The sequence below is a fragment of the Vulcanisaeta sp. JCM 14467 genome (genome assembly GCF_001316245.1).
In the GTDB taxonomy this organism is placed as follows: Archaea; Thermoproteota; Thermoprotei; order Thermoproteales; family Thermocladiaceae; genus Vulcanisaeta.
The window spans coordinates 50096-67771 of sequence record NZ_BBDM01000009.1 but is presented as its reverse complement, the minus strand read 5'-3'; the positions used below and the strand labels follow the sequence as shown (position 1 = coordinate 67771).

Sequence of the window (17676 nt, the reverse complement as noted above, 5' to 3'; positions counted from 1 at the left end):
ATGCTTAATTATTTGGTTTCGGCTTAATTCCTTGGTTGTTATGGAGTTCCTCAAGTGTGAGGTTCTGGAGGATTTACTGCCCACGGGTTTTCCCTTTGGTTATCTTGTCCTTATTCGTGGGGACCTAGGCATGGGGAAGACCCTGCTTGTTAAGTTGCTTGCCAGGAGCGTCCTTAGTAGTTACCCACTTGTTTATGTCTCTTTTGATGATAACCCTGAGTCCATAATCAATGACTTGAAGGACTTCAGTAGTAGGCTTTTCATAATTGATGGTTTCTCGCTTAGTGATCAGCGTAGGGTTAAGGCTCCAAGTGTTGTTGATGTGATTACTGAGTTGGACCCTGGACAGGTGGTTAGTAAGGTTGGTCAGGCCGTCTACTCGAGGGGTGCCCGTGGACTCATTATTGACTCGATCAATGACCTACTCATTAATATTGACCCTAGGGGTTTGGTTGCGATGCTTAAGCAGTTGAAGGCTTTGTCGAGGCTTCATAACATGGTTACGTTCATAGTGGCTCACGTGACTACTGAGGATATTGATAACCTGCTTAATAGTATTGAGTATGTGTTTGATGGTGTTATTGAGATGGAGTTTGATGAGAATATGGCGAACCTGGGCATACCGGTTAGGAGGTTGAGGGTTAAGAGGATGAAGGGTGTCTCGCACTCGATGAGCTGGTATTACTTTACGACTGCGAGGGGTACGATAGTTCCCGTGGACATTAATGAGATTAGAAATATGCTTAAGAACACGCTGGAGAGCCTGGGAATTCAGGTTCAGCAGGGTGGTTAGTGGGTCATGGACATACTTAAATTGCTCGAGATCCTCGTTGAGTTTGACACGGTGAATGACCCCGAGAGTGGTAAGTTTCCTGACCCCGGCGTTGTTGATTTCGTGGAAGGTGTCTTGAATGGACTTGGCGTTAAGACCAAGGTCTTGGTTAGTCACGGTTATAGGAGCGTGGTCGGCATCATTGGTTCTGGGGAGCCTCGCGTACTGCTCCTTGCTCATTTAGACGTTGTCCCCTTTGTGCGCAATGAGTGGAGGTTTGAGCCGCTTAGGCTTACGGTTGAGGGTGACCTAGCCTACGGCCGTGGAGCACTTGATGATAAGGGTAACGTGGCTGCTGTCCTTAGGGCCTTGAGGACTTGGTCAGTATTGACAGGGGTACCGTCATGGTGGCCTTCACCACGGATGAGGAGGTTGGTGGTGAGAATGGGGCTAGGGTCGTGAGGGATTACCTGCTTGGTAATGGCTTAGGCCCAATTATGTTATTAATGCTGATGGGCAGTCCATGGTCATTATTAATAGGAGGAGGGCAATATTCAATGCCAGGGTTAGGTCTAAATCGGTGAAGGCTCTCGTGAGTGGGCGTAGGGAGACTGTGAGGTTTCAGCTTGATTATAAGGTGGTGCCTCCGTACCACGCGGCTTACTTCATTGGTGGTGTTGATTCGCACCCGGTCATTGCGTTGGCGCAGTATGTGTGGCTTAATAATGCTACGTAGTTAATATGAGGGGCAGCTTCGTTAAGAGTAATGTTACGCCGACCTGGGTTGAGGCTGACGTGGTCGTACCATGCGGTGATTGCCCGCGGCAGGAGGTTGATGTTGGTTTGACGAACCTGGTTAAGGCCCTGCTCCCGTTGACTAGGTTCGTGCCTAAAGTTAAGGCCCAGAGTGTTTATGGTGTTACGTCGACGCCCAATGTGTATAGGTTTGTTGGTGATTATCATGAGTTCGTGGTTAACGTTAGGGCTATGACTGATGATGCCAGGGCCATTGAGGAAGCCATGGCTGATGCCCTGAGGGAGGATTTCCAGGGGATTGAGGTTAGGGTTGAGGGTGAGGGTGGTGGGGGTTACCTATATACTCCGCGTGATTCGAGACTTGTTAAATTGGCCGGTGAGGTTCTTGGTGAGCTTGGTGTTGAGGCTAGGGTCGTGGAGATGGCTGGGGCTAGTGATGCTAGGTACTTCTCGCCCCTTGGTATTGAGACCATTGACTTTGGCCCGATTGGTGGTAATGAGCATGGCCCTAATGAGTATGTTAGCTTGAGGTCGCTTGATGTCACGAGTAGGTTTTACTCATTATTAGTCAGGCGATTGCTCTCCTCGTGATTAGAAATGACCCTTAATTTTTACTTAATTAATTTTCCTGTCTGCTTAGTAGAGTAGGATGAAGACCACGAGGCCGTATATTGCGATTGCCTCCGCCAGGGCAACAAATACTAGGTAAAGTGCGAATAATTCCCTCCTCTCAACCAGTGCACTTACTGATGCTGCACCTGCAAGGCCAATACCGATGCCGGCACCAAGGGCTGCTAAGCCAAAGCCGATACCAGCTGCAAGGTACTTGGCAGCCTCAACCTGAGCTTGGCTAGTTGCTTGGGCATGAACGATCAAGGCCGTAAGACTAAGCACCAACATTGCTATTACCAAGGTCCTAATAACCCTCCTGCTCGCCATCAACGGAACAAGACATAATACATTATTAAAATTTTATTCCAGAAAAGGCATTACGACCTCACAGCACAAAAAAACTTAAAACAAATGAAATCAACCAAGAAAACGCCGGGGTGGCCGAGCTAGGTCCAAGGCGCGGGCCTGCTAAGTCCGTCCCCGCAAGGGGGCCCGGGTTCAAATCCCGGCCCCGGCACCAAGGATTTCTCACACTATGCTACGCAGCGTTTTAGTAATGCCTTTTTAATGAAACCGTAATCTAGGTTAACGTACAAACCTGATTATCGGGCTCGTACTTATCTTAAATTCAATCCTACTCGAATCATTTTATTTGAACAGCCGGAGTAAAAAAAATCCTCGCTAAAGATGAAACATTAATGAGTATGGGACTTAAAACAAGGTCCCTCGTCATGGTCGTGCTCATCATGGGCATGCTATCCTTATTACTACTGTTTCTAATTAATGTCAAGACGTTGAATGCTGGGTACCACAATACCCCTGATCCTAATGCCTTATTCAATTACACGGCATCTATCGAGTTCTTCAGGGGCTTGGGTGCCAGGATCATCATTGTCGGCTCCACAAGCCTGTACAACAATGTTTACTCAAGGGCCCTAAGGCTCAACCTAAGCTCAAGCGTCACGTACATGGGCAGTGACCTAAACGGCTCGCTTAGGTTATTGAGTGAGTGCCCAGGCTCAATACTAATAATTGACCTGGGCTATGTAAAGCCGAACTGTGAATCGCTGGGTTCCTACCTCAGTTACGGAGTCATAGTGCTCTACAACGCCTCAGTAACCACCCTCCAGTCATGCACAACGGAGGCGCTAATCCAGTACTACCGCCTAACCCACAGGAGCTCCTACACGGAGTCCCTGCTCCTAATCCCGTACTACAGGATAGGGCCCAGCTTCATTGCTGAGGTAATCACCGCATACGGCGGCAAAAGAATACAAATATCCGTAGCATACTCGGGACTCAGTCTTAGGGGTCTCACATACTTAGTATATATTCAAGCCAGTAATGATCCTGCGCTGCAGCTAACCGATCCCTGCTCTACGAACTTAATTAATGAGGGTTACTATGAAAGCCCTACATTTAATGATATCGCAAATCCATACAGCGATAACAACGTTACTTACTACTACTATGACTTCTGCATGTGGTACCCAACGCAGTGGCAGAGCACAGTAAGTCCGAGGGGTCACATAATATTTTACCCAGGTGCTTGGATGTATGTGCAGCCGGCCCTGGAGGACTCCGCAATAAATAGTCCGCAGAATTCAATGGTTTCTAACCCAGGCATGGGCATAGCCATTGATGCAGCCTCATCATACGAGTATTACTACAAACCTGGTGAGGACACCTTCTTCTACGGGCCCATAGCCTCAGCTCCAGGCTCAATAACCGTAACCAGCAGTTCTAATTATGATTATTTATTGCAATTAGCTGGTACCGCTACTGAAATAATTAACATAATTGTTGAGTTAGCCGCCGCCTCAGACCCTGTAAGTATTATTGAATCAACAATACAGGTACCGAACTCGGCAATAGCATGAATGACACGTATGCATTCAACCCGCAGAACCTAGCCTTCGGTTATGCATTCCAATATGGAGTAGATGATCAGATGAATATGTACTTGCCAAGTCTCGAAACTATCTCGGCCTACTTACCAGTGGATGAGAACCTCACGTTGGTCAGTACCGAATACACAGTCAGTGGTGGTGCTGGCTATTACGTTTGTCAGAACTATGCCTATTACGCAATTCAAGTGCTTTGGGATGCAACCTTCGTCTGGGGCAACCCGTCTAGTCTAAATTTCCAGGTTGGTCCAACAACAGCGCCTGGCTATACGTATAGTGGTCCATTATCCACGGGTCAGTCATGTATTTATTACATTGGTGTGCCTTCGTAATTGCTTAAATGACGCCATGCCCATCCTCACGCCGATTTATTCGCCGAGGAATTAATACCCTGCCTAATTAATTCCCTGAGTCTCTCGATTAGCCTGAGTACAGTCTCCCTATGCACTTCGAATCATTCCTTGCTCATGAATTCGTGGTAGAAATTAGCGTGTAGTGCTTCAGCCATTCTAAAGCTAATCAGGAGTGACTTGTCGTGAGTTTCTCCATACAGTCTCTCGATAATTTAGTCGTAGTCCCTATGGCTATAACATTCCCAACCTCTTTGTTTAGCAATGGCGTTTAATAAGCCTCGGCCTAGGCTAAATTGCCTTTAGCGCAAAACTCCTCGACAGCTCTAAGGTGACCCTCATGAAGCCTAAGGTACAGCCCAATTCTTTGCGGAGATCGAGCTTATCAGCAATTAATTTGGCAATTGTTGGTGATAAGGTTAACACCATTCATTGTAATACTGCGCTTTAGAGTTTAAACCCTCCTCATGGTATATGGCGTGTACTCATTAAAAGTAATTATTTGCCCTAGCTTTACTCGCTCAGGTACTTACGCAATGCAAGTAGTATCCCCAGTGTTATTATTAGTACCATGAACGACGTTATGTATTCGAGATCGATCGGTAATACGAAGATGCCGCCCCTCCTAAGTCCGGATAGGAGCATCCTATACGCTAGGTATGAAAATATTGAGAGTAGTAGTACCTTTATTGTTGACCCCCTGGCCCTGGGTAGTACATGGCTGCTATGTTTGCGCCAATCACTATTCCAATCACGGATGCCATGGCCATGAAAGGCTGTATATAACCGAAGAACCAGTAAAGTGACCCACTAGTTGCTGCTGTTACACCCACTATTAAGTTGCTAGTTGCTGAGGCAACCTTTATCGGCAATTCAGCGGCCCAGTAAAGGGCCAGCATATTTATTGGCCCACCACCAATCCCGAGAAGGCCCGATATTACTCCCCCAAAGAGCATTACACACCATGCCTTTACTAAACTGCTTCTCCTTACTCCATAGTTGACGTAAACCTTTAACGCCTGGTCCAGGTAAGACCCAGTAATTACGTAAGAATCCCTCACGTTTACTGGTAATGCGGTTATTACGTGCTGCCTAGGCCTTATTACGAGAGCCATAGCCATGTACATAACACCACTAAACACTAGATAAAGTACCCAGTTATAACCCGTGTTTATTATGTGGTATGTCATTAATGACCCTATTATAGCCCCTGTGGTGCCTGCGGAACACAGCGCTATAAACACCCTAGTGTTTGGTAATCCAAGTCTTAAGAATCTGGAACTGGTCATTACTGAGGTTGATATTGCGGACACGAGACTAATACCTGCGGAGTATTGTATGGTAGATTAAGCAGTATCGTTAGGAGCGGCGTTAGTATAACGGCGCCACCAAGCCCCAGTAAGCCTCCGAGCAGGCCTGCCATTAATCCACAGGCCGCTATTAACACCAGGGTTGTTAGGGCCTGGGCAATTACGTACATTTTAATCACCTCACTTATGGAGTATGAGTAGGGGTAATACGAATATTGCGAGGAATAGGTTAACAAGTGTTATGGCTGCGAGCACGGTATATAATACGTCCCTCTCCATGGCGAATCTCACCAGGTTTAATGCGACCATGACCACGGGTATTGCTATTAGCACGAGTAATCCCGTCAGCATTAGGCTAAGTCCATCAAGCCTCAAATCGCCCGCTATAACTGTCATTATCGACATTGTTGATGTATCAACGTGCCCGTTGGGATCAATAATTTTACTGAGTGGTATACCTAACCCTTCGCCGTGTATGAAGATTAGGATTAGCCCCAGCACCAGCAGGGCTATGCTTATGAATACTCCATACTTAAGGAGGTTACTGGTTACGTTTATGAACTTAAGCTCAATCCTTCCAGGATTCTCGGGCTGGGCTTGGTAGATGCTTAACGTGACGTCCTGGGTCTCCTGATACTTGTACGTAAATATGAAGTATAGGGAAATTATTATCACTGATGCGAATATCGCCGCAACTATGTTTCTCTCCATTGATGTTATTGGTAATATGCCCTCCCTGCCGAGACCCCTAAGGACCATCCTAAAGCCCAGGTAAGCCAATATTGCCACGAATACCCACCTCACCTGCCTATTGGTAACGTACATGAGCATCCTAGTGCCAATCCTCGAGCCAATTAGGACTCCGATCGCAGTGCAAGCAGCTATGAATGGACTTATATAGCCAAAGAACCAATACAGCGAGCCGCTGGTCGCTGCCGTCACTCCTATCATGAAGTTGCTTGTTGTTGTGCTTACCTTCATTGGCAGGTTCATTCCCCAATCCATGGCTAGGACCTTGAGGGCGCCACTACCAATACCCAGTAACCCGCTTATAAAGCCTGCGAAGAGCATGATTAACCAACCGAGCCACCAACGAACACCCCAATATTTGTACCATATCTTTAGTGCTGGGTCGTAACACACACCGTAGAGTCTGAACGTCTTAGTCGTCCAGTCGGGATTCCTTGGTGGTGGTAATTCACAGGTACTCCTCTGCACGGTGGGTATTATTGATGCGAGAAGTACCACGCCGAATATTACGTATATGATCCAGGTAAGGTGGTGTGCGTACACGTAGTTAGCTGTTAATGAGCCGATTATTGCGCCTGTGGTTGTTGCTGTAACTAGGCTGATGCCTATCCTATCATTGGCAATCCTCTTCCTTACATAGACACTAGCCGAGCCTGCTGACGTGGATATTGTCGATATTAACGCGGAGCCTGTCGCATAAATTATCGGAACACTCAAGAACAATGTTAATACCGGCGTCAGCACAACCCCACCGCCAAGCCCTGCCAAGCACCAAGCATGCCGGCCACAATGCCCGCGACTATAAACTCCAGCATCTTGAGTAAATCAAATACGAGGCTCACCATCAGTCAAAAACTTGACTTCACGATATATAAACATTATTACACGATCTTGTGCGTTAAATGAGAAATAATTTAATAATTACATTGAAGATTAATGAATAATTTACTTATTAATGAATGTATTTATAAGTAAATGTTTGTAGATAATTACGAAATAAAAGAATTGAATATAAATACAAACAATTATTTTAATTCTATCTACATTACCTAGTTATGCCTAATCTCCCAAGCATTAACTTGGCCCTATCATTAATTGCGAAGTTTACGAATAGGCAGTATAGCGTTATCGCCGCGTATTCCTGCCAGGTTATTGGCGTTAGTAAGCGCCCCCATGGGCCTGGCAAGCCTGTTAATGCTATGAATGCAACAACGATCATGTCCACTATGGACGCTATCGTCAGCCACTTACCTGGCCTTGAGATCCAGAATGGCCCCCTCTCCCTGACGATGAAGGGCGTTAGTATTCCCATGTACATCATTGCCGTGAAGTAGTACGTGTGTAGTACGTGTATGTTGCTTATGTGGAAGTAGTCCAGGGCGAGGAATAGTAGCCCGAACATCTCGCTACCGTGAATACCCCAAGCCCTACGCCGAGCTTCACGAGCTTTGGCACATCCCATTTCTCGGGTGTTGGTGATCCCTTGGCGTTGTCTGTCGATAGTGATATTGTGACGAAGTCTATTAGGAATAGGAAGAGGGTTACGTCGAGGGCGGAGACTGCGTATATTGGGTTGTGCCAGAGTAGTGCCGATATGAGGAATGCTAGTGTCACGAATACGGCTATTTCAAACGTCTTGACGATCTTATTTAGTATCCACGTGACAATCCTCTGGAATGTGGACCTACCAATCCTGACGAGCTCCACAATACCTGCTAAACCCTCGACAGTCAGCACAACGCTAGCCGCTGCCTTGGCCACGTCAGTCGCGTTGCTAACTGCTATACCAACCTCGGCCTGCTTAAGTGCTGGTGAGTCGTTAATGCCATCGCCCGTCATACCAACTATTTGCTTACTTGCCTGAAGGCTCTTCACAATGAAGTACTTATCCTCCGGGTAAATCTCGGCAAACACGTCAGCTTCTTCAGCGAGCTTGGCAGCTTCTGTGGATCTTTTTCTAATAATTCCTTTAATTCCTTACCAGAAATAACATTCTCGCCCAAGCCAACCATCTTGGCTATCTCCTTAGCAATTGGCTTAGCATCGCCAGTGAGCATCTTAACCCTGACGCCCAAGTTCCTAAGTTCCTGAATGAGCTTAGGCGTGTCCTCCCTGGGTATGTCATAAAGCGCCACCAGGCCTACCATCTCCCAATTAACGCCATCCTCAGACTTAGCCACACCCAACGTCCTATAGCCGCTGGCAGCGAAGGAGTTCATTACATTCTCAATATCCTCACTCAGCCTTACCTTACACAACTCTTCGGCCAGTGTCCTAACGGCGCCCTTGGCGACCCTAAATACCCTACCGCCATTGTTCCTGTCAACCACGAGAGCCTCTGTACGCCTAGTCGATGGGTCAAAGGGCTTAAACTCCTTAACCTCGAAATCACTGATTAGTAATTTCCTCTCCCTCGCAGCCCTTATGAAGGCTAGGTCTATCGGGTCCTGATTAGCCTCCTGCTCGCCAATGCTCCATATAACAAGACGCCATCCTCGGAGTACCCCTTCATTGGGACTACGTGGGTTACGGTTAACCTATTATACGTCAACGTACCCGTCTTGTCAGCGCACAACACGGTCATGGACGCCGCATCCTCGACGGCGCTCAGCTTCGTTATCAACGCGCCCTTTCTAGCCATTTCCTGAGCCCCAACAGCCATGGTCACAGTGAACATGGCGGGTAGCGCAACGGGTACTGCGAATACGACGAGCATTATGGCCAGTGGTAGTACGTAGTCTGCGAGGAACATTAGGCTGTGTAGGTAGAAATATGTTAGTGGGAACATAACTATTACGAGTATTGAGACCATGATAAGTAGTGCCGAGACGACCCTGGATATTATCTCCTCCATATGAAGCTTAGGCCTAGCCGTCTGGACTAACTGCACGGTCTTCCCGAAGTATGTGTTGAGCCCAGTCCTGACGACCACTGCCGTGGCCTCACCCCTCCTCACTATCGAGCCTGAGTACATCACGTCACCCCTCCTCTTAGCCACGGGCATGCTCTCCCCGGTCAGGGCTGATTGATCGACCTCAACCTCCTCATTACTTATTATCTTAGCATCCGCGGGCACTATATCGCCAGCCCTAACCCTAATTATATCACCTGGAACCAGGAACCTCGCGGGCATTGACTGCCAGGAGCCGTTCCTAAGGACCCTGGCCATGACCTGCAGCCTCTGCTTAAGCAACTCAACAGCCCTGGCGGCGTGCTCCTCATGTATAAACCCTATCAACGCATTAACAACGAGCAGTGCCGCAATTATGTAGGCATCTATCAACCTAGCCGGGTCTATCGTCAGGCCAAGTATTACGCAAACGACCATCGCCGCCTCGAGCATCCACGCGGTGAATCCAGTGAACTTCTTGGCAAACTTCTTAGCAGGGTGCTCCTTCTTCTCAGGCACCTCATTATAACCATACCTCCTAACCCTCTCATTAACCTCAGTCTCACTAAGCCCAGTGCTTGGGTTCGTACTTAACTCCCGTAAAACTTCCTCCACAGACATAGTCTCATAATTACGAGACTTCTCAGCCAACATAATAAGTCACGTTTTTGACATCGTGATAGCTTATAAACTTTATTCCACATTTAGGGAATTAAATTAATATAAAATTCAATAATTTTGACAATTAATAAAGTATGTTGAATAAAGCAGAATAAAATTCTTTATTTGAATTCACTTAGCTAATCCTAATTATCGTATTTATTAATGGCACGTCCCTAAGAAGGCCTATGTAAAAGTAATCTTCATTGGCCTCGGCTATTATTAAATATTCATTAGGTAATAATTTCCTTAGCACTTCGTTTACTATGAAGTATTGTATATATGATGGCCTTCTTAACTCATTGTTAAGAATCCACTTCCTTAGCCCATTATAGAAATCGGTTACTGATACAACGATATGCTTTGATATCTCATTCAATACCTTATCAACCTCCTTATCATCCTTAAACACATCCCTAAAAAGCCTAACTACCGCATTATTATTCATAACCTCATCGTATGCCCAAGCAACGTGGTCAAGGACGTGCCTACACACGAAATAATTATTGAAGAACCTCAGTGTCTTTATAATTAATTCAATGTAATTAGTTATTAATTGTTCTTTATTTCTAGCCTTTCCCACCCTCCTGCCAAAGGTTAATGAACCTCCTTCATGCATATTTAAGTAATCCATTATACGCGTCACGGAAGGTCCTATCAATGCTAGGTCGATTATATATGTAGTAGGGACGATCGAGCCCTCTTCAACCTTAATTAATTGGTTTATTGGGATAAGGTGAATTTTAACGAACATGTCGGCCTTCTCCCTAATTAATGAGTTCGGTTCAAATAGCCTAACCTTAGTTATTGCATTCTCAATAATACTATTCATTATATCGATATTACTCACAATGATACTTATGTAAAATTATTTATTAATGTTATTCCACAATCCACGTAAAGCAAAAGCGAGGAAATTAACTGGGCAAATTAGTAAGGCCTAGATAGATGCAATCATCACTTAATTTCAATATTATGAGCATTGAACCATTAATTTTTCTAAGAACCTCCTTAAGCATTTCATGATCCACATATGTTTGGATTCCCAGTATGTAATTAGTTAAATCGCAGATAATTGTGTTAAATATTTCATTTAGTGCCTTTATAATGTTCTTTTCCTTAATGCCGCGGTTGACTAATTCGTTGATGAGGTGACCGTTAATGGCATTGTCGTAAGCCCACATTAGGTAATTAAGCGCGTCATTACAAAGAAGGTAGTCATGAAACATTGTTAGTAACCTCACCTCATAAGTAAGGTAAATATTCAATAGTGGTAAGTATTCCTTCTTTATCCGTGGTTTACATGGCTTAATATTACTTGATATTATTGATATTCCTTTAATGATTAGTTTACCCTCAGTATTGATTTTAACCCTAACATTATTGTCATTAATCTCAATGAATTCCTTAATTGGTACTATATGGACTTTAATAAATAGGTCAGCATTCTCCCTAACCCTACTACTTGGGTCTCGCGCCCTGACTAGGTTTATGGCGTTCCTGATTAGTTCATCAAGTTCATTAGGTAGGTTCAATTCTATACATTGTCTCCCCATTATTGTCTTAGTCTCATAATTATGAGATTTAAAATTAATTCCACATGAAATAAAGAATTTTTTAATTCTACAACGAAAAATACATAATGATTCCGGGAATAGGCGTTGACATTGTACACCTAATGATTTTAAAGCTAATACTCCATGCCATCCGCGAGACTACTAGGGATGATGCACCAAGCCCATTGTGGCTGTCATTGGCTGGGCACGTTAGTAGGGCGACGTTTTATAGGAAGGTCTCCGAGTTGGAGATGATGGGGCTTCTCGAGAGGGTTAGCAGGAATAAGTACTTGATAAGCATTAGTGGTTACCTATTACTCCTCTTTGCATACTTCATGCATATTGGCAATGTGGATGAGGATACCGCGTGGGCCGCAGTCGATGCCATTAAGGGCGGTTGGGGATTGGCGGGGTTTAGTGATGAGGAGGTTATGAGTTACGTGAGACTTCTCTACCTGAGTAGTGGGGGAAGGCTGAGTGCCGAACTCATGGCGCTTTATCAGGATTATCCCAGGAACGTTTTACTCATACTACCAAACAATCTCAAGTTAGCAACCGTTGACTCACTATATGAGGTATTGGTCAGTAAGTATGGGGATAGGGACACAGTTAGTAGGGCAAGTAGGGTGATTGCCAAGGCATTGATTGATTACTTCCCAACGACCGACATAAACGGTTGTAAATCCGTGGCATTCATGGGCGATAATAATAGGGTTAGGGTATTGGCAATGCAGTGTGGTGGCAATTACATACTCAATTAATTCTCATGATCCAGGAGCCTCTTGATTATCCTGCCAATTACGTCATACGTGTCTGGGTGGATGTGCAGGTAGTGGGCGTAGGCATTATTCACCTGAAAACCGTCATACCCATTAATCCCCGCACCCCTTTCATACCTAATCACGAAGTCGTAACCCCCATGGAGAATCAATGATGAGTAGTGGAATTCGTGACCCATCAACACCGTGCCGGATCCGCCAATTATTGAATCTTTAATGATCCTCGCCCTTGCATAACCATACCAAACTGGTCTTTTGTGCATCACTGTCACCGCGTCTATGGCGCCAACCATCTCATACTCCTCATTATTGTATATTATTGAGTTCGTCAGGTACATCAAGCCTCCACACTCGGCGTATAGGTACTTACCCGAGTCTATGAACCTACGCACATCAGCCTCAAGGCCCTATTCCTCTCAAGGTACTTCCCATAAACCTCGGGGAAACCACCACCAATCAGTAATAGATTTATATCACCGAGTTCTTGATCTATCTCCGGGTCTATGAATCTGATATTGCTCATAAATGCTTGAATCCTCTCTATTACCTCTGGGTAATAGAACGTGAATACCCTACCACCCAGTATACCAACCCTTAAATCATTACTAGGCGGCTCAGTATTATTCAGCCCCTCGTCACTCCTCACATCGATTGCCTCCGAGTATTCCCTGGCAACCTTAACAACCTTATTAACATCTATGAACCTCGAAGTCTCACTGAACACCTTGACAAGGTATTGCTTATCAACCTCCCCAGCATGCATCAGTCCCAAATGCCTATACTGCATGACCTCCTCAAGCTCATCACTCCTAGGCACATAACCCAGGAACTCAAGGCCCTCACCCTCCACCGCAATCCTTAACTTATCAACCTGCCTCTCCGTGGTATTAGTCACGACTGCACCAACAATCTTCACATCACTGTCGAAGTCCCTTAACCCCCTAATTATTGCCCTCACGGTCCTATTAATCCTCTCACCGTTAATGACCAGGACAACCGGCGCCCTGAGGAGCTTAGCCACCTGGGCGGTGCTACCCACCTCGCTGACCCCATCAACACTGTCGTAGAGTCCCGAGACACCCTCTATGATTGCTATGTCCGAGTTAAGTGAGTACCTGTAGAACCTCGTTATTACCTTATCACCCATCAATACGTAATCCAAATTCCTACTGGGTGTACCAGTGATTACTGAGTGGTAGCTTGGGTCTATGTAGTCAGGCCCAACCTTAAACATTGATACCCTAAACCCAGTCTTGATTAGGGCATACGCCAGTGCCAGTGTTACCGTGGTTTTACCATTCTTACCCTTGTACGAAGCTATCACGAGCCTAGGTACTGTTACCTCCATGGTCACCACGCCTCAATATGAAGATTAACGATGGAGACTTAGCATTATCAATGACATTAGAACCTGGTCGAAGTCTTTTGAATTCCTCGTCTGGATAAGTAACCCTGCTAACGACAATCATTTCATGATTATCATCTAGCTTACTAACTAATTCCTTAATCATGTTCGTACCCATGAAGATAACCTTAACATCGGCATTAACGTCATTGTTAATGTTCGGGTACGCAATCAAAGCCACCACACCACTCAACTCAATCATGTACCTGGCAGCAGCCGCCGTGAAACTACTGACTCCAGGAATTATCTCGCAGGGTATTCCGTTGCGTAGGGCCTCCCTACAAATCTCAACACCCCTACCAAATACCACCGGGTCACCATTCTTGAGGAAGACCACGTTAAGACCTTTCCGCGCTAGCCTTATTGCCTCGGCCACGTACTCCCTATGCGCATCGCCCCTTACATGGCCCATGAAGACCCTCCTGGCGTTGGGTGCGTATCTGTTTATGACCCCCTCATTGACTAATGATCCGTAAAATACAACGTCAGCTTTACTTAATACCTTAATTGCCTTTATAGTTATTAAGTCAGGGTCCCAGGGACCTACACCAACCACGTAAATTGGGATAATGATCACCCATTACCTGGACTAATGAGATATGGTGATTAAATAATGGTTATTACACATGGCATGTAAAACCTTCACCCCGAAATATCATCAATCCCTAACTCCTTAATTACATTTAATAAGACACACTTAGTATTATGAACGGATATCCTCATTCCTGCGCATAATTTCCCACAAAGCCTGCACGTGTAGATATATGCAGTGCCGCCAAGGCTTAGATTAACCACAAATTTTTCATTACCAATTAGGATTGAGGATTTCGTGATTATGCCGCCATCAATGATCAACCTACTAATTAAGTAATGCATGGCTGTATTAATCACATCATTAAACAATTCATGGTCATTAATTAGGAGCTTTAGTTGATCCTTATGTTCAAGTATTGATGCCATAATGGCCTTAGGATCGTCTATCATCCTCATGATCTCATTATCAATGCTTATCAATATGGGTAATACACGTACTATGCTTACAATCCTTTGGCAGCAGTAATTCCTCAATCGCCATTTCTGGCATAATTTATTAATGATGATATTCCTATCGTCAATACAATTAAGGGTCAGACACGTTAGTAATCCCTTAACTGTTGATACATATGCGCATCTCTCATTACTAGTTCCATAAATACTCAGTGGTTTTATTAACCCATATTGAACCATTCTCTTGGCCTTCTTATACACTGTTGAGATTGCGAATTTCGTATTCTTGGAAATTTTATATAATGTTATTGGTTCATTATAAATAATATAAACCAGTAATTCCTTAATTGCATCGTCAATAGCCATCTCAGCCAGGAGACCTTGCCGTAATAATTGAATGCCTTTATCATAGCCATGGTCGATCAGGGACTTATTCATTGACATGGTATTTCATCAACTATGTATATATTCAGCTGAATAAATACGATTCTATTAGTGCATAAGATGCATTAAAATAATAGCCTTATAAGTAAGGGAGATTTATTAACGCCTTAAGGACCTTTCCTAACGCTTAATACGCACGTCATCACGTCTACAGTTACATTAACGTTATCGCCATATGAGTTATTAACCTCGATTAGGTAAATCCCTGGGTCGAACCTTTGGGACCACACGACATTACTTACATCGAAGTAGCCAAGGAGTATTACATCCTCTGCGTAATACGCATTATCGCTTATAGGTTCACCAACCCTCCTTATTATCAGGGTTACATTACCCAACTGTGTCGATATCGTAATTAGTGAAATACCTATGAAGTCTCTGGGTACCATTATTGGGCAGTAAATCGATTCGTGCCTACGTAATTGAAACCCAGTCAATCTGCATGAACTGAATGTTGATAGAAAATGCCTAACATCCTCCATACCCAGTGCTGTTAGTGAGACCTCAGAAAGAATTTGAGCCATTAACCTGGCAACCTCCCTAACCTGACTTAGCGTATATGCCTTCTCCTCAACTCGTTTATGCACATCCTCACCTTATCGATTTGTTCATCAGTAATGCTAATGCCCTGTCTCTTAAGCTCCTCCCTTAATGCCCTAATAACCTCCTCCTCGTAGTTACGGAACATAATCAAGACCTAAATGAAAAAGGGAAACCATATCAATAATTTTTACGGAAAATAAACACCCTCACTTCTCCTCAGGCAATGCAGGCGGCGGCAAATACTCCTCCTCCTTAGCGGCTAACTCCTTAATCCTGCTTAGCCTATTAGGCTTCAGCAATTCCTCAAAGACCTCCCTACCAACACTCCTCAACTGGGCAATAACCTCGAATAACTCCCTCTTAAAGACCACTGGAGTCTCCTCAATGAAACCCCTGGCATCAATCCTAGCCTCGGGAACTCCTTAAGGATCCTCTGGGCAATGTCATCGGGAACGTCAAGCTCGATTACCTTCAGGTAACCACCATATAGATCCTTAATCAACTTCTCTAGTGGTGTTCCTTTATTCTCTCAAGCCTTGATTTGTCCAGTATTACGGATATCTTGTAGGGCATACCCATCACCTCCTCAACGGCACCTCCATCGGTGGTACATCAACCTCAAGCTCCCTCTCTTTTAACTCTAGGTACTTCCTATTAACGAATGGATAACCATAGACCCTCCACCACTTAACAATCACCCTATAAACCTCGGGCCTAAAGATTATTGGCGGCGGTTCAATACCCTCCGCAATCAAGCCCCTAATGAAACTACCACTAAACCTCTGGGCTATGTCAGTGTGGGCGCACGTGTCGCTGTAGGCAATTTCACCGCACTTCGGGCAGTACCAGAACTCCTTGATATTCACAGGCCTTATCTTAAGCCCTTATCCAGGTCGTAGGGCGGTGCATTGAGGCCGAAGCTCGGTATTCCCTTTTCCCAGAGTATTTGTGTTGCGTATGGGTCGTAGTAGTCGCCGACGGCTGCATGATCCCTACCGAACATGTGGTGCGTACAGCCCATGTTCTGCCTAATGATGCCGTGGAGCAACGACTCAAGTGGATTACCATACCTCATGTCCCAAAGCGTGAAGGTTACCATGTGCCTCTTCGGGCTTATGTAACCATACTTATTGAGCGCCTCATGACCCTCGAGTATTGCCTCATCGACGAAGTCGCCAAGTCTCTTAGCACCAATTATAGCATTAACTAGTATTCCATGGCATGGCTCAATATCCCCGAGGTAAGCCGCGTTCTTCATTAGGTGTTCATGCCCGGTGTGCGGTACATTCCTGGTCTGGTGAGCAATCACGGTCCTCCAGCCCCTCCTCTGTATCTCCTCACGGGACTTAGCCGGTGGGTACCAGAATCTATTGTACGGCTCCTTGAATACTGGCTCATTGATCACATACACTTTACCAGCCAGCGCGATACCGGTCATACTCCTGTATATTAACCAGCCTGGGTGCTTCTCATCAAACTTCTTCCTAACAACCTCAGGATTCCTATCAGGAGTCCCAAATGTCCTATCAGCCAAGTCCTTCGTCGAACCTCCAAACCTCCTCAACATCGAGCACCGCAAATGGCTGACCCTTAAGCCTGAGCAATAACCTATCACCCTCCTTAATACCAAGCTTCTTAAGGTCGTCCTCGGCAATATCGAATATTATTGGAAATGGGAATAACCAACCATCGAGTAATCTCCTCTCCCTAAGTACGTTCTCAACCTCATTCCTAGTCATGAACCTGTCCAGCGGGCTGAAGAAGCCGTAAGCGATGGACATGATCTCCCTATAAACATTCCTAATGGGCAGACCACTCACTGGATCCCTAGTCGCCCTTATATCGTACGGTATCGCTCCAGCGGCCATGTTAACTGCCTTATCCCTATCCTTAATCACCGCATCCACGAGTTTACCGCCATGGGGTGGTGGCGTGTAGACCTTGAGACTCATGCC

24 protein-coding genes, 1 tRNA gene and 2 pseudogenes are annotated in these 17676 nt (G+C 45.2%); 8 read left to right on the top strand and 19 right to left on the bottom strand.

The window, feature by feature from the left end; genetic code table 11:
* Positions 1-40: 40 nt before the first annotated feature.
* The 4 genes from JCM14467_RS09270 (at position 41) to JCM14467_RS09255 (ending at position 2119) form a co-directional block, all read left to right on the top strand.
* Positions 41-793 carry an RAD55 family ATPase gene (locus JCM14467_RS09270; RefSeq protein WP_054849908.1) on the top strand — a complete coding sequence of 251 codons (753 nt, stop codon included), beginning with the start codon at positions 41-43 and terminating at the stop codon, positions 791-793.
* A 6-nt stretch (positions 794-799) separates the two neighbouring features.
* Positions 800-1234, top strand: a complete 435-nt coding sequence (locus JCM14467_RS09265) for a M20/M25/M40 family metallo-hydrolase (protein WP_054849907.1) — start codon at positions 800-802, stop codon at positions 1232-1234.
* A gap of 61 nt (positions 1235-1295) precedes the next feature.
* Positions 1296-1508, top strand: a complete 213-nt coding sequence (locus JCM14467_RS09260; protein WP_054849906.1) for a hypothetical protein — start codon at positions 1296-1298, stop codon at positions 1506-1508.
* Between the two features lie 5 nt (positions 1509-1513).
* A complete protein-coding gene (locus JCM14467_RS09255; protein ID WP_054849905.1) occupies positions 1514-2119 on the top strand; it encodes a M20/M25/M40 family metallo-hydrolase in 606 nt (201 codons plus the stop codon).
* 45 nt (positions 2120-2164) lie between these two features.
* Here the strand turns inward: JCM14467_RS09255 and JCM14467_RS09250 are convergent, their stop codons facing one another.
* On the bottom strand, positions 2165-2467 hold the full coding sequence (locus tag JCM14467_RS09250) for an ATPase (RefSeq protein WP_252901256.1): 303 nt from the start codon (positions 2465-2467) through the stop codon (positions 2165-2167).
* 104 nt (positions 2468-2571) lie between these two features.
* On the opposite strand from JCM14467_RS09250, the gene JCM14467_RS09245 reads away from it, so the two are divergent.
* From JCM14467_RS09245 to JCM14467_RS09235, 3 genes are all read left to right on the top strand, one after another.
* A tRNA-Ser gene (locus JCM14467_RS09245) sits at positions 2572-2660 on the top strand.
* Positions 2661-2844: 184 nt separating this feature from the next.
* Positions 2845-4020 (top strand): hypothetical protein, encoded by a 1176-nt coding sequence (locus tag JCM14467_RS09240; RefSeq protein WP_054849904.1) that lies wholly within the window; start codon positions 2845-2847, stop codon positions 4018-4020.
* Positions 4017-4379, top strand: coding sequence for a hypothetical protein (locus JCM14467_RS09235; RefSeq protein WP_054849903.1), 363 nt, complete (start codon positions 4017-4019; stop codon positions 4377-4379). Before JCM14467_RS09240 ends, JCM14467_RS09235 begins: the two co-directional genes overlap by 4 nt.
* 531 nt (positions 4380-4910) lie before the next feature.
* On the opposite strand, the gene JCM14467_RS19490 is transcribed toward JCM14467_RS09235, so the two are convergent.
* From JCM14467_RS19490 to JCM14467_RS09210, 10 genes are all read right to left on the bottom strand, one after another.
* On the bottom strand, positions 4911-5042 hold the full coding sequence (locus tag JCM14467_RS19490; protein ID WP_256359237.1) for a hypothetical protein: 132 nt from the start codon (positions 5040-5042) through the stop codon (positions 4911-4913).
* Between the two features lie 41 nt (positions 5043-5083).
* Positions 5084-5710 (bottom strand): sulfite exporter TauE/SafE family protein, encoded by a 627-nt coding sequence (locus JCM14467_RS17590; protein ID WP_252901255.1) that lies wholly within the window; start codon positions 5708-5710, stop codon positions 5084-5086.
* Positions 5686-5877: a hypothetical protein gene (locus JCM14467_RS17585; RefSeq protein ID WP_252901254.1), complete on the bottom strand. Its 192-nt coding sequence runs from the start codon at positions 5875-5877 to the stop codon at positions 5686-5688. Before JCM14467_RS17585 ends, JCM14467_RS17590 begins: the two co-directional genes overlap by 25 nt.
* A gap of 10 nt (positions 5878-5887) precedes the next feature.
* Entirely contained in the window at positions 5888-7201 is a 1314-nt protein-coding gene (locus JCM14467_RS20080; RefSeq protein ID WP_342765513.1) for a TSUP family transporter, read from the bottom strand.
* Positions 7202-7502: 301 nt separating this feature from the next.
* Positions 7503-7859 (bottom strand): hypothetical protein, encoded by a 357-nt coding sequence (locus JCM14467_RS17570; protein WP_252901253.1) that lies wholly within the window; start codon positions 7857-7859, stop codon positions 7503-7505.
* The gene (locus tag JCM14467_RS17565; protein WP_252901252.1) at positions 7817-8371 is read right to left on the bottom strand and encodes an HAD-IC family P-type ATPase; all 555 of its coding nucleotides are present in this window, start codon (positions 8369-8371) and stop codon (positions 7817-7819) included. Before JCM14467_RS17565 ends, JCM14467_RS17570 begins: the two co-directional genes overlap by 43 nt.
* On the bottom strand, positions 8329-8898 hold the full coding sequence (locus tag JCM14467_RS17560) for an HAD family hydrolase (protein ID WP_342765516.1): 570 nt from the start codon (positions 8896-8898) through the stop codon (positions 8329-8331). The genes JCM14467_RS17565 and JCM14467_RS17560 overlap by 43 nt, the downstream gene beginning before the upstream one ends.
* Positions 8895-9968: an HAD-IC family P-type ATPase gene (locus JCM14467_RS17555; RefSeq protein ID WP_252901251.1), complete on the bottom strand. Its 1074-nt coding sequence runs from the start codon at positions 9966-9968 to the stop codon at positions 8895-8897. The genes JCM14467_RS17560 and JCM14467_RS17555 overlap by 4 nt, the downstream gene beginning before the upstream one ends.
* Before the next feature lie 175 nt (positions 9969-10143).
* Positions 10144-10857 carry a hypothetical protein gene (locus JCM14467_RS09215; protein WP_054849902.1) on the bottom strand — a complete coding sequence of 238 codons (714 nt, stop codon included), beginning with the start codon at positions 10855-10857 and terminating at the stop codon, positions 10144-10146.
* 67 nt (positions 10858-10924) lie between these two features.
* Positions 10925-11563: a hypothetical protein gene (locus JCM14467_RS09210; RefSeq protein ID WP_054849901.1), complete on the bottom strand. Its 639-nt coding sequence runs from the start codon at positions 11561-11563 to the stop codon at positions 10925-10927.
* Positions 11564-11649: 86 nt separating this feature from the next.
* On the opposite strand from JCM14467_RS09210, the gene JCM14467_RS09205 reads away from it, so the two are divergent.
* The gene (locus JCM14467_RS09205) at positions 11650-12324 is read left to right on the top strand and encodes a hypothetical protein (protein ID WP_054849900.1); all 675 of its coding nucleotides are present in this window, start codon (positions 11650-11652) and stop codon (positions 12322-12324) included.
* On the opposite strand, the gene JCM14467_RS20075 is transcribed toward JCM14467_RS09205, so the two are convergent.
* The 8 genes and pseudogenes from JCM14467_RS20075 to sat all read right to left on the bottom strand — a co-directional run bounded on the left by JCM14467_RS20075 (position 12321) and on the right by sat (position 17673).
* A complete protein-coding gene (locus JCM14467_RS20075) occupies positions 12321-12734 on the bottom strand; it encodes a hypothetical protein (RefSeq protein WP_342765512.1) in 414 nt (137 codons plus the stop codon). The genes JCM14467_RS09205 and JCM14467_RS20075 overlap by 4 nt on opposite strands.
* Positions 12719-13690: a cobyrinate a,c-diamide synthase gene (locus JCM14467_RS09200; RefSeq protein WP_342765515.1), complete on the bottom strand. Its 972-nt coding sequence runs from the start codon at positions 13688-13690 to the stop codon at positions 12719-12721. The genes JCM14467_RS20075 and JCM14467_RS09200 overlap by 16 nt, the downstream gene beginning before the upstream one ends.
* On the bottom strand, positions 13671-14324 hold the full coding sequence (locus JCM14467_RS09195; protein ID WP_054849899.1) for an SAM-dependent methyltransferase: 654 nt from the start codon (positions 14322-14324) through the stop codon (positions 13671-13673). The genes JCM14467_RS09200 and JCM14467_RS09195 overlap by 20 nt, the downstream gene beginning before the upstream one ends.
* A gap of 65 nt (positions 14325-14389) precedes the next feature.
* The gene (locus tag JCM14467_RS09190; protein ID WP_252901250.1) at positions 14390-15178 is read right to left on the bottom strand and encodes a hypothetical protein; all 789 of its coding nucleotides are present in this window, start codon (positions 15176-15178) and stop codon (positions 14390-14392) included.
* A gap of 107 nt (positions 15179-15285) precedes the next feature.
* Positions 15286-15765 (bottom strand): hypothetical protein, encoded by a 480-nt coding sequence (locus tag JCM14467_RS09185; RefSeq protein WP_252901249.1) that lies wholly within the window; start codon positions 15763-15765, stop codon positions 15286-15288.
* Entirely contained in the window at positions 15729-15872 is a 144-nt protein-coding gene (locus JCM14467_RS17550) for a hypothetical protein (RefSeq protein WP_252901248.1), read from the bottom strand. Before JCM14467_RS17550 ends, JCM14467_RS09185 begins: the two co-directional genes overlap by 37 nt.
* Before the next feature lie 55 nt (positions 15873-15927).
* Positions 15928-16223 (bottom strand): annotated as a pseudogene (locus JCM14467_RS20465) (DUF6955 family protein).
* A 76-nt stretch (positions 16224-16299) separates the two neighbouring features.
* Positions 16300-17673: pseudogene (sat, locus tag JCM14467_RS09175) on the bottom strand (sulfate adenylyltransferase).
* Positions 17674-17676 lie beyond the last annotated feature (3 nt).

Bases quoted from the DNA above. Each gene is read 5' to 3' on its own strand.
- JCM14467_RS17585 (WP_252901254.1), bottom strand. From the start codon at position 5,877: ATGTACGTAATTGCCCAGGCCCTAACAACCCTGGTGTTAATAGCGGCC.
- JCM14467_RS09240 (WP_054849904.1), top strand. From the start codon at position 2,845: ATGGGACTTAAAACAAGGTCCCTCGTCATGGTCGTGCTCATCATGGGC.
- JCM14467_RS17555 (WP_252901251.1), bottom strand. From the start codon at position 9,968: ATGTCTGTGGAGGAAGTTTTACGGGAGTTAAGTACGAACCCAAGCACT.
- JCM14467_RS09200 (WP_342765515.1), bottom strand. From the start codon at position 13,690: ATGGAGGTAACAGTACCTAGGCTCGTGATAGCTTCGTACAAGGGTAAG.
- JCM14467_RS09190 (WP_252901250.1), bottom strand. From the start codon at position 15,178: ATGTCAATGAATAAGTCCCTGATCGACCATGGCTATGATAAAGGCATT.
- JCM14467_RS09205 (WP_054849900.1), top strand. From the start codon at position 11,650: ATGATTCCGGGAATAGGCGTTGACATTGTACACCTAATGATTTTAAAG.
- JCM14467_RS17570 (WP_252901253.1), bottom strand. From the start codon at position 7,859: ATGTTCGGGCTACTATTCCTCGCCCTGGACTACTTCCACATAAGCAAC.
- JCM14467_RS09210 (WP_054849901.1), bottom strand. From the start codon at position 11,563: ATGGGGAGACAATGTATAGAATTGAACCTACCTAATGAACTTGATGAA.
- JCM14467_RS09260 (WP_054849906.1), top strand. From the start codon at position 1,296: ATGGTCATTATTAATAGGAGGAGGGCAATATTCAATGCCAGGGTTAGG.
- JCM14467_RS09255 (WP_054849905.1), top strand. From the start codon at position 1,514: ATGAGGGGCAGCTTCGTTAAGAGTAATGTTACGCCGACCTGGGTTGAG.
- JCM14467_RS09250 (WP_252901256.1), bottom strand. From the start codon at position 2,467: ATGGCGAGCAGGAGGGTTATTAGGACCTTGGTAATAGCAATGTTGGTG.
- JCM14467_RS09270 (WP_054849908.1), top strand. From the start codon at position 41: ATGGAGTTCCTCAAGTGTGAGGTTCTGGAGGATTTACTGCCCACGGGT.
- JCM14467_RS09265 (WP_054849907.1), top strand. From the start codon at position 800: ATGGACATACTTAAATTGCTCGAGATCCTCGTTGAGTTTGACACGGTG.
- JCM14467_RS19490 (WP_256359237.1), bottom strand. From the start codon at position 5,042: ATGCTCCTATCCGGACTTAGGAGGGGCGGCATCTTCGTATTACCGATC.
- JCM14467_RS09235 (WP_054849903.1), top strand. From the start codon at position 4,017: ATGAATGACACGTATGCATTCAACCCGCAGAACCTAGCCTTCGGTTAT.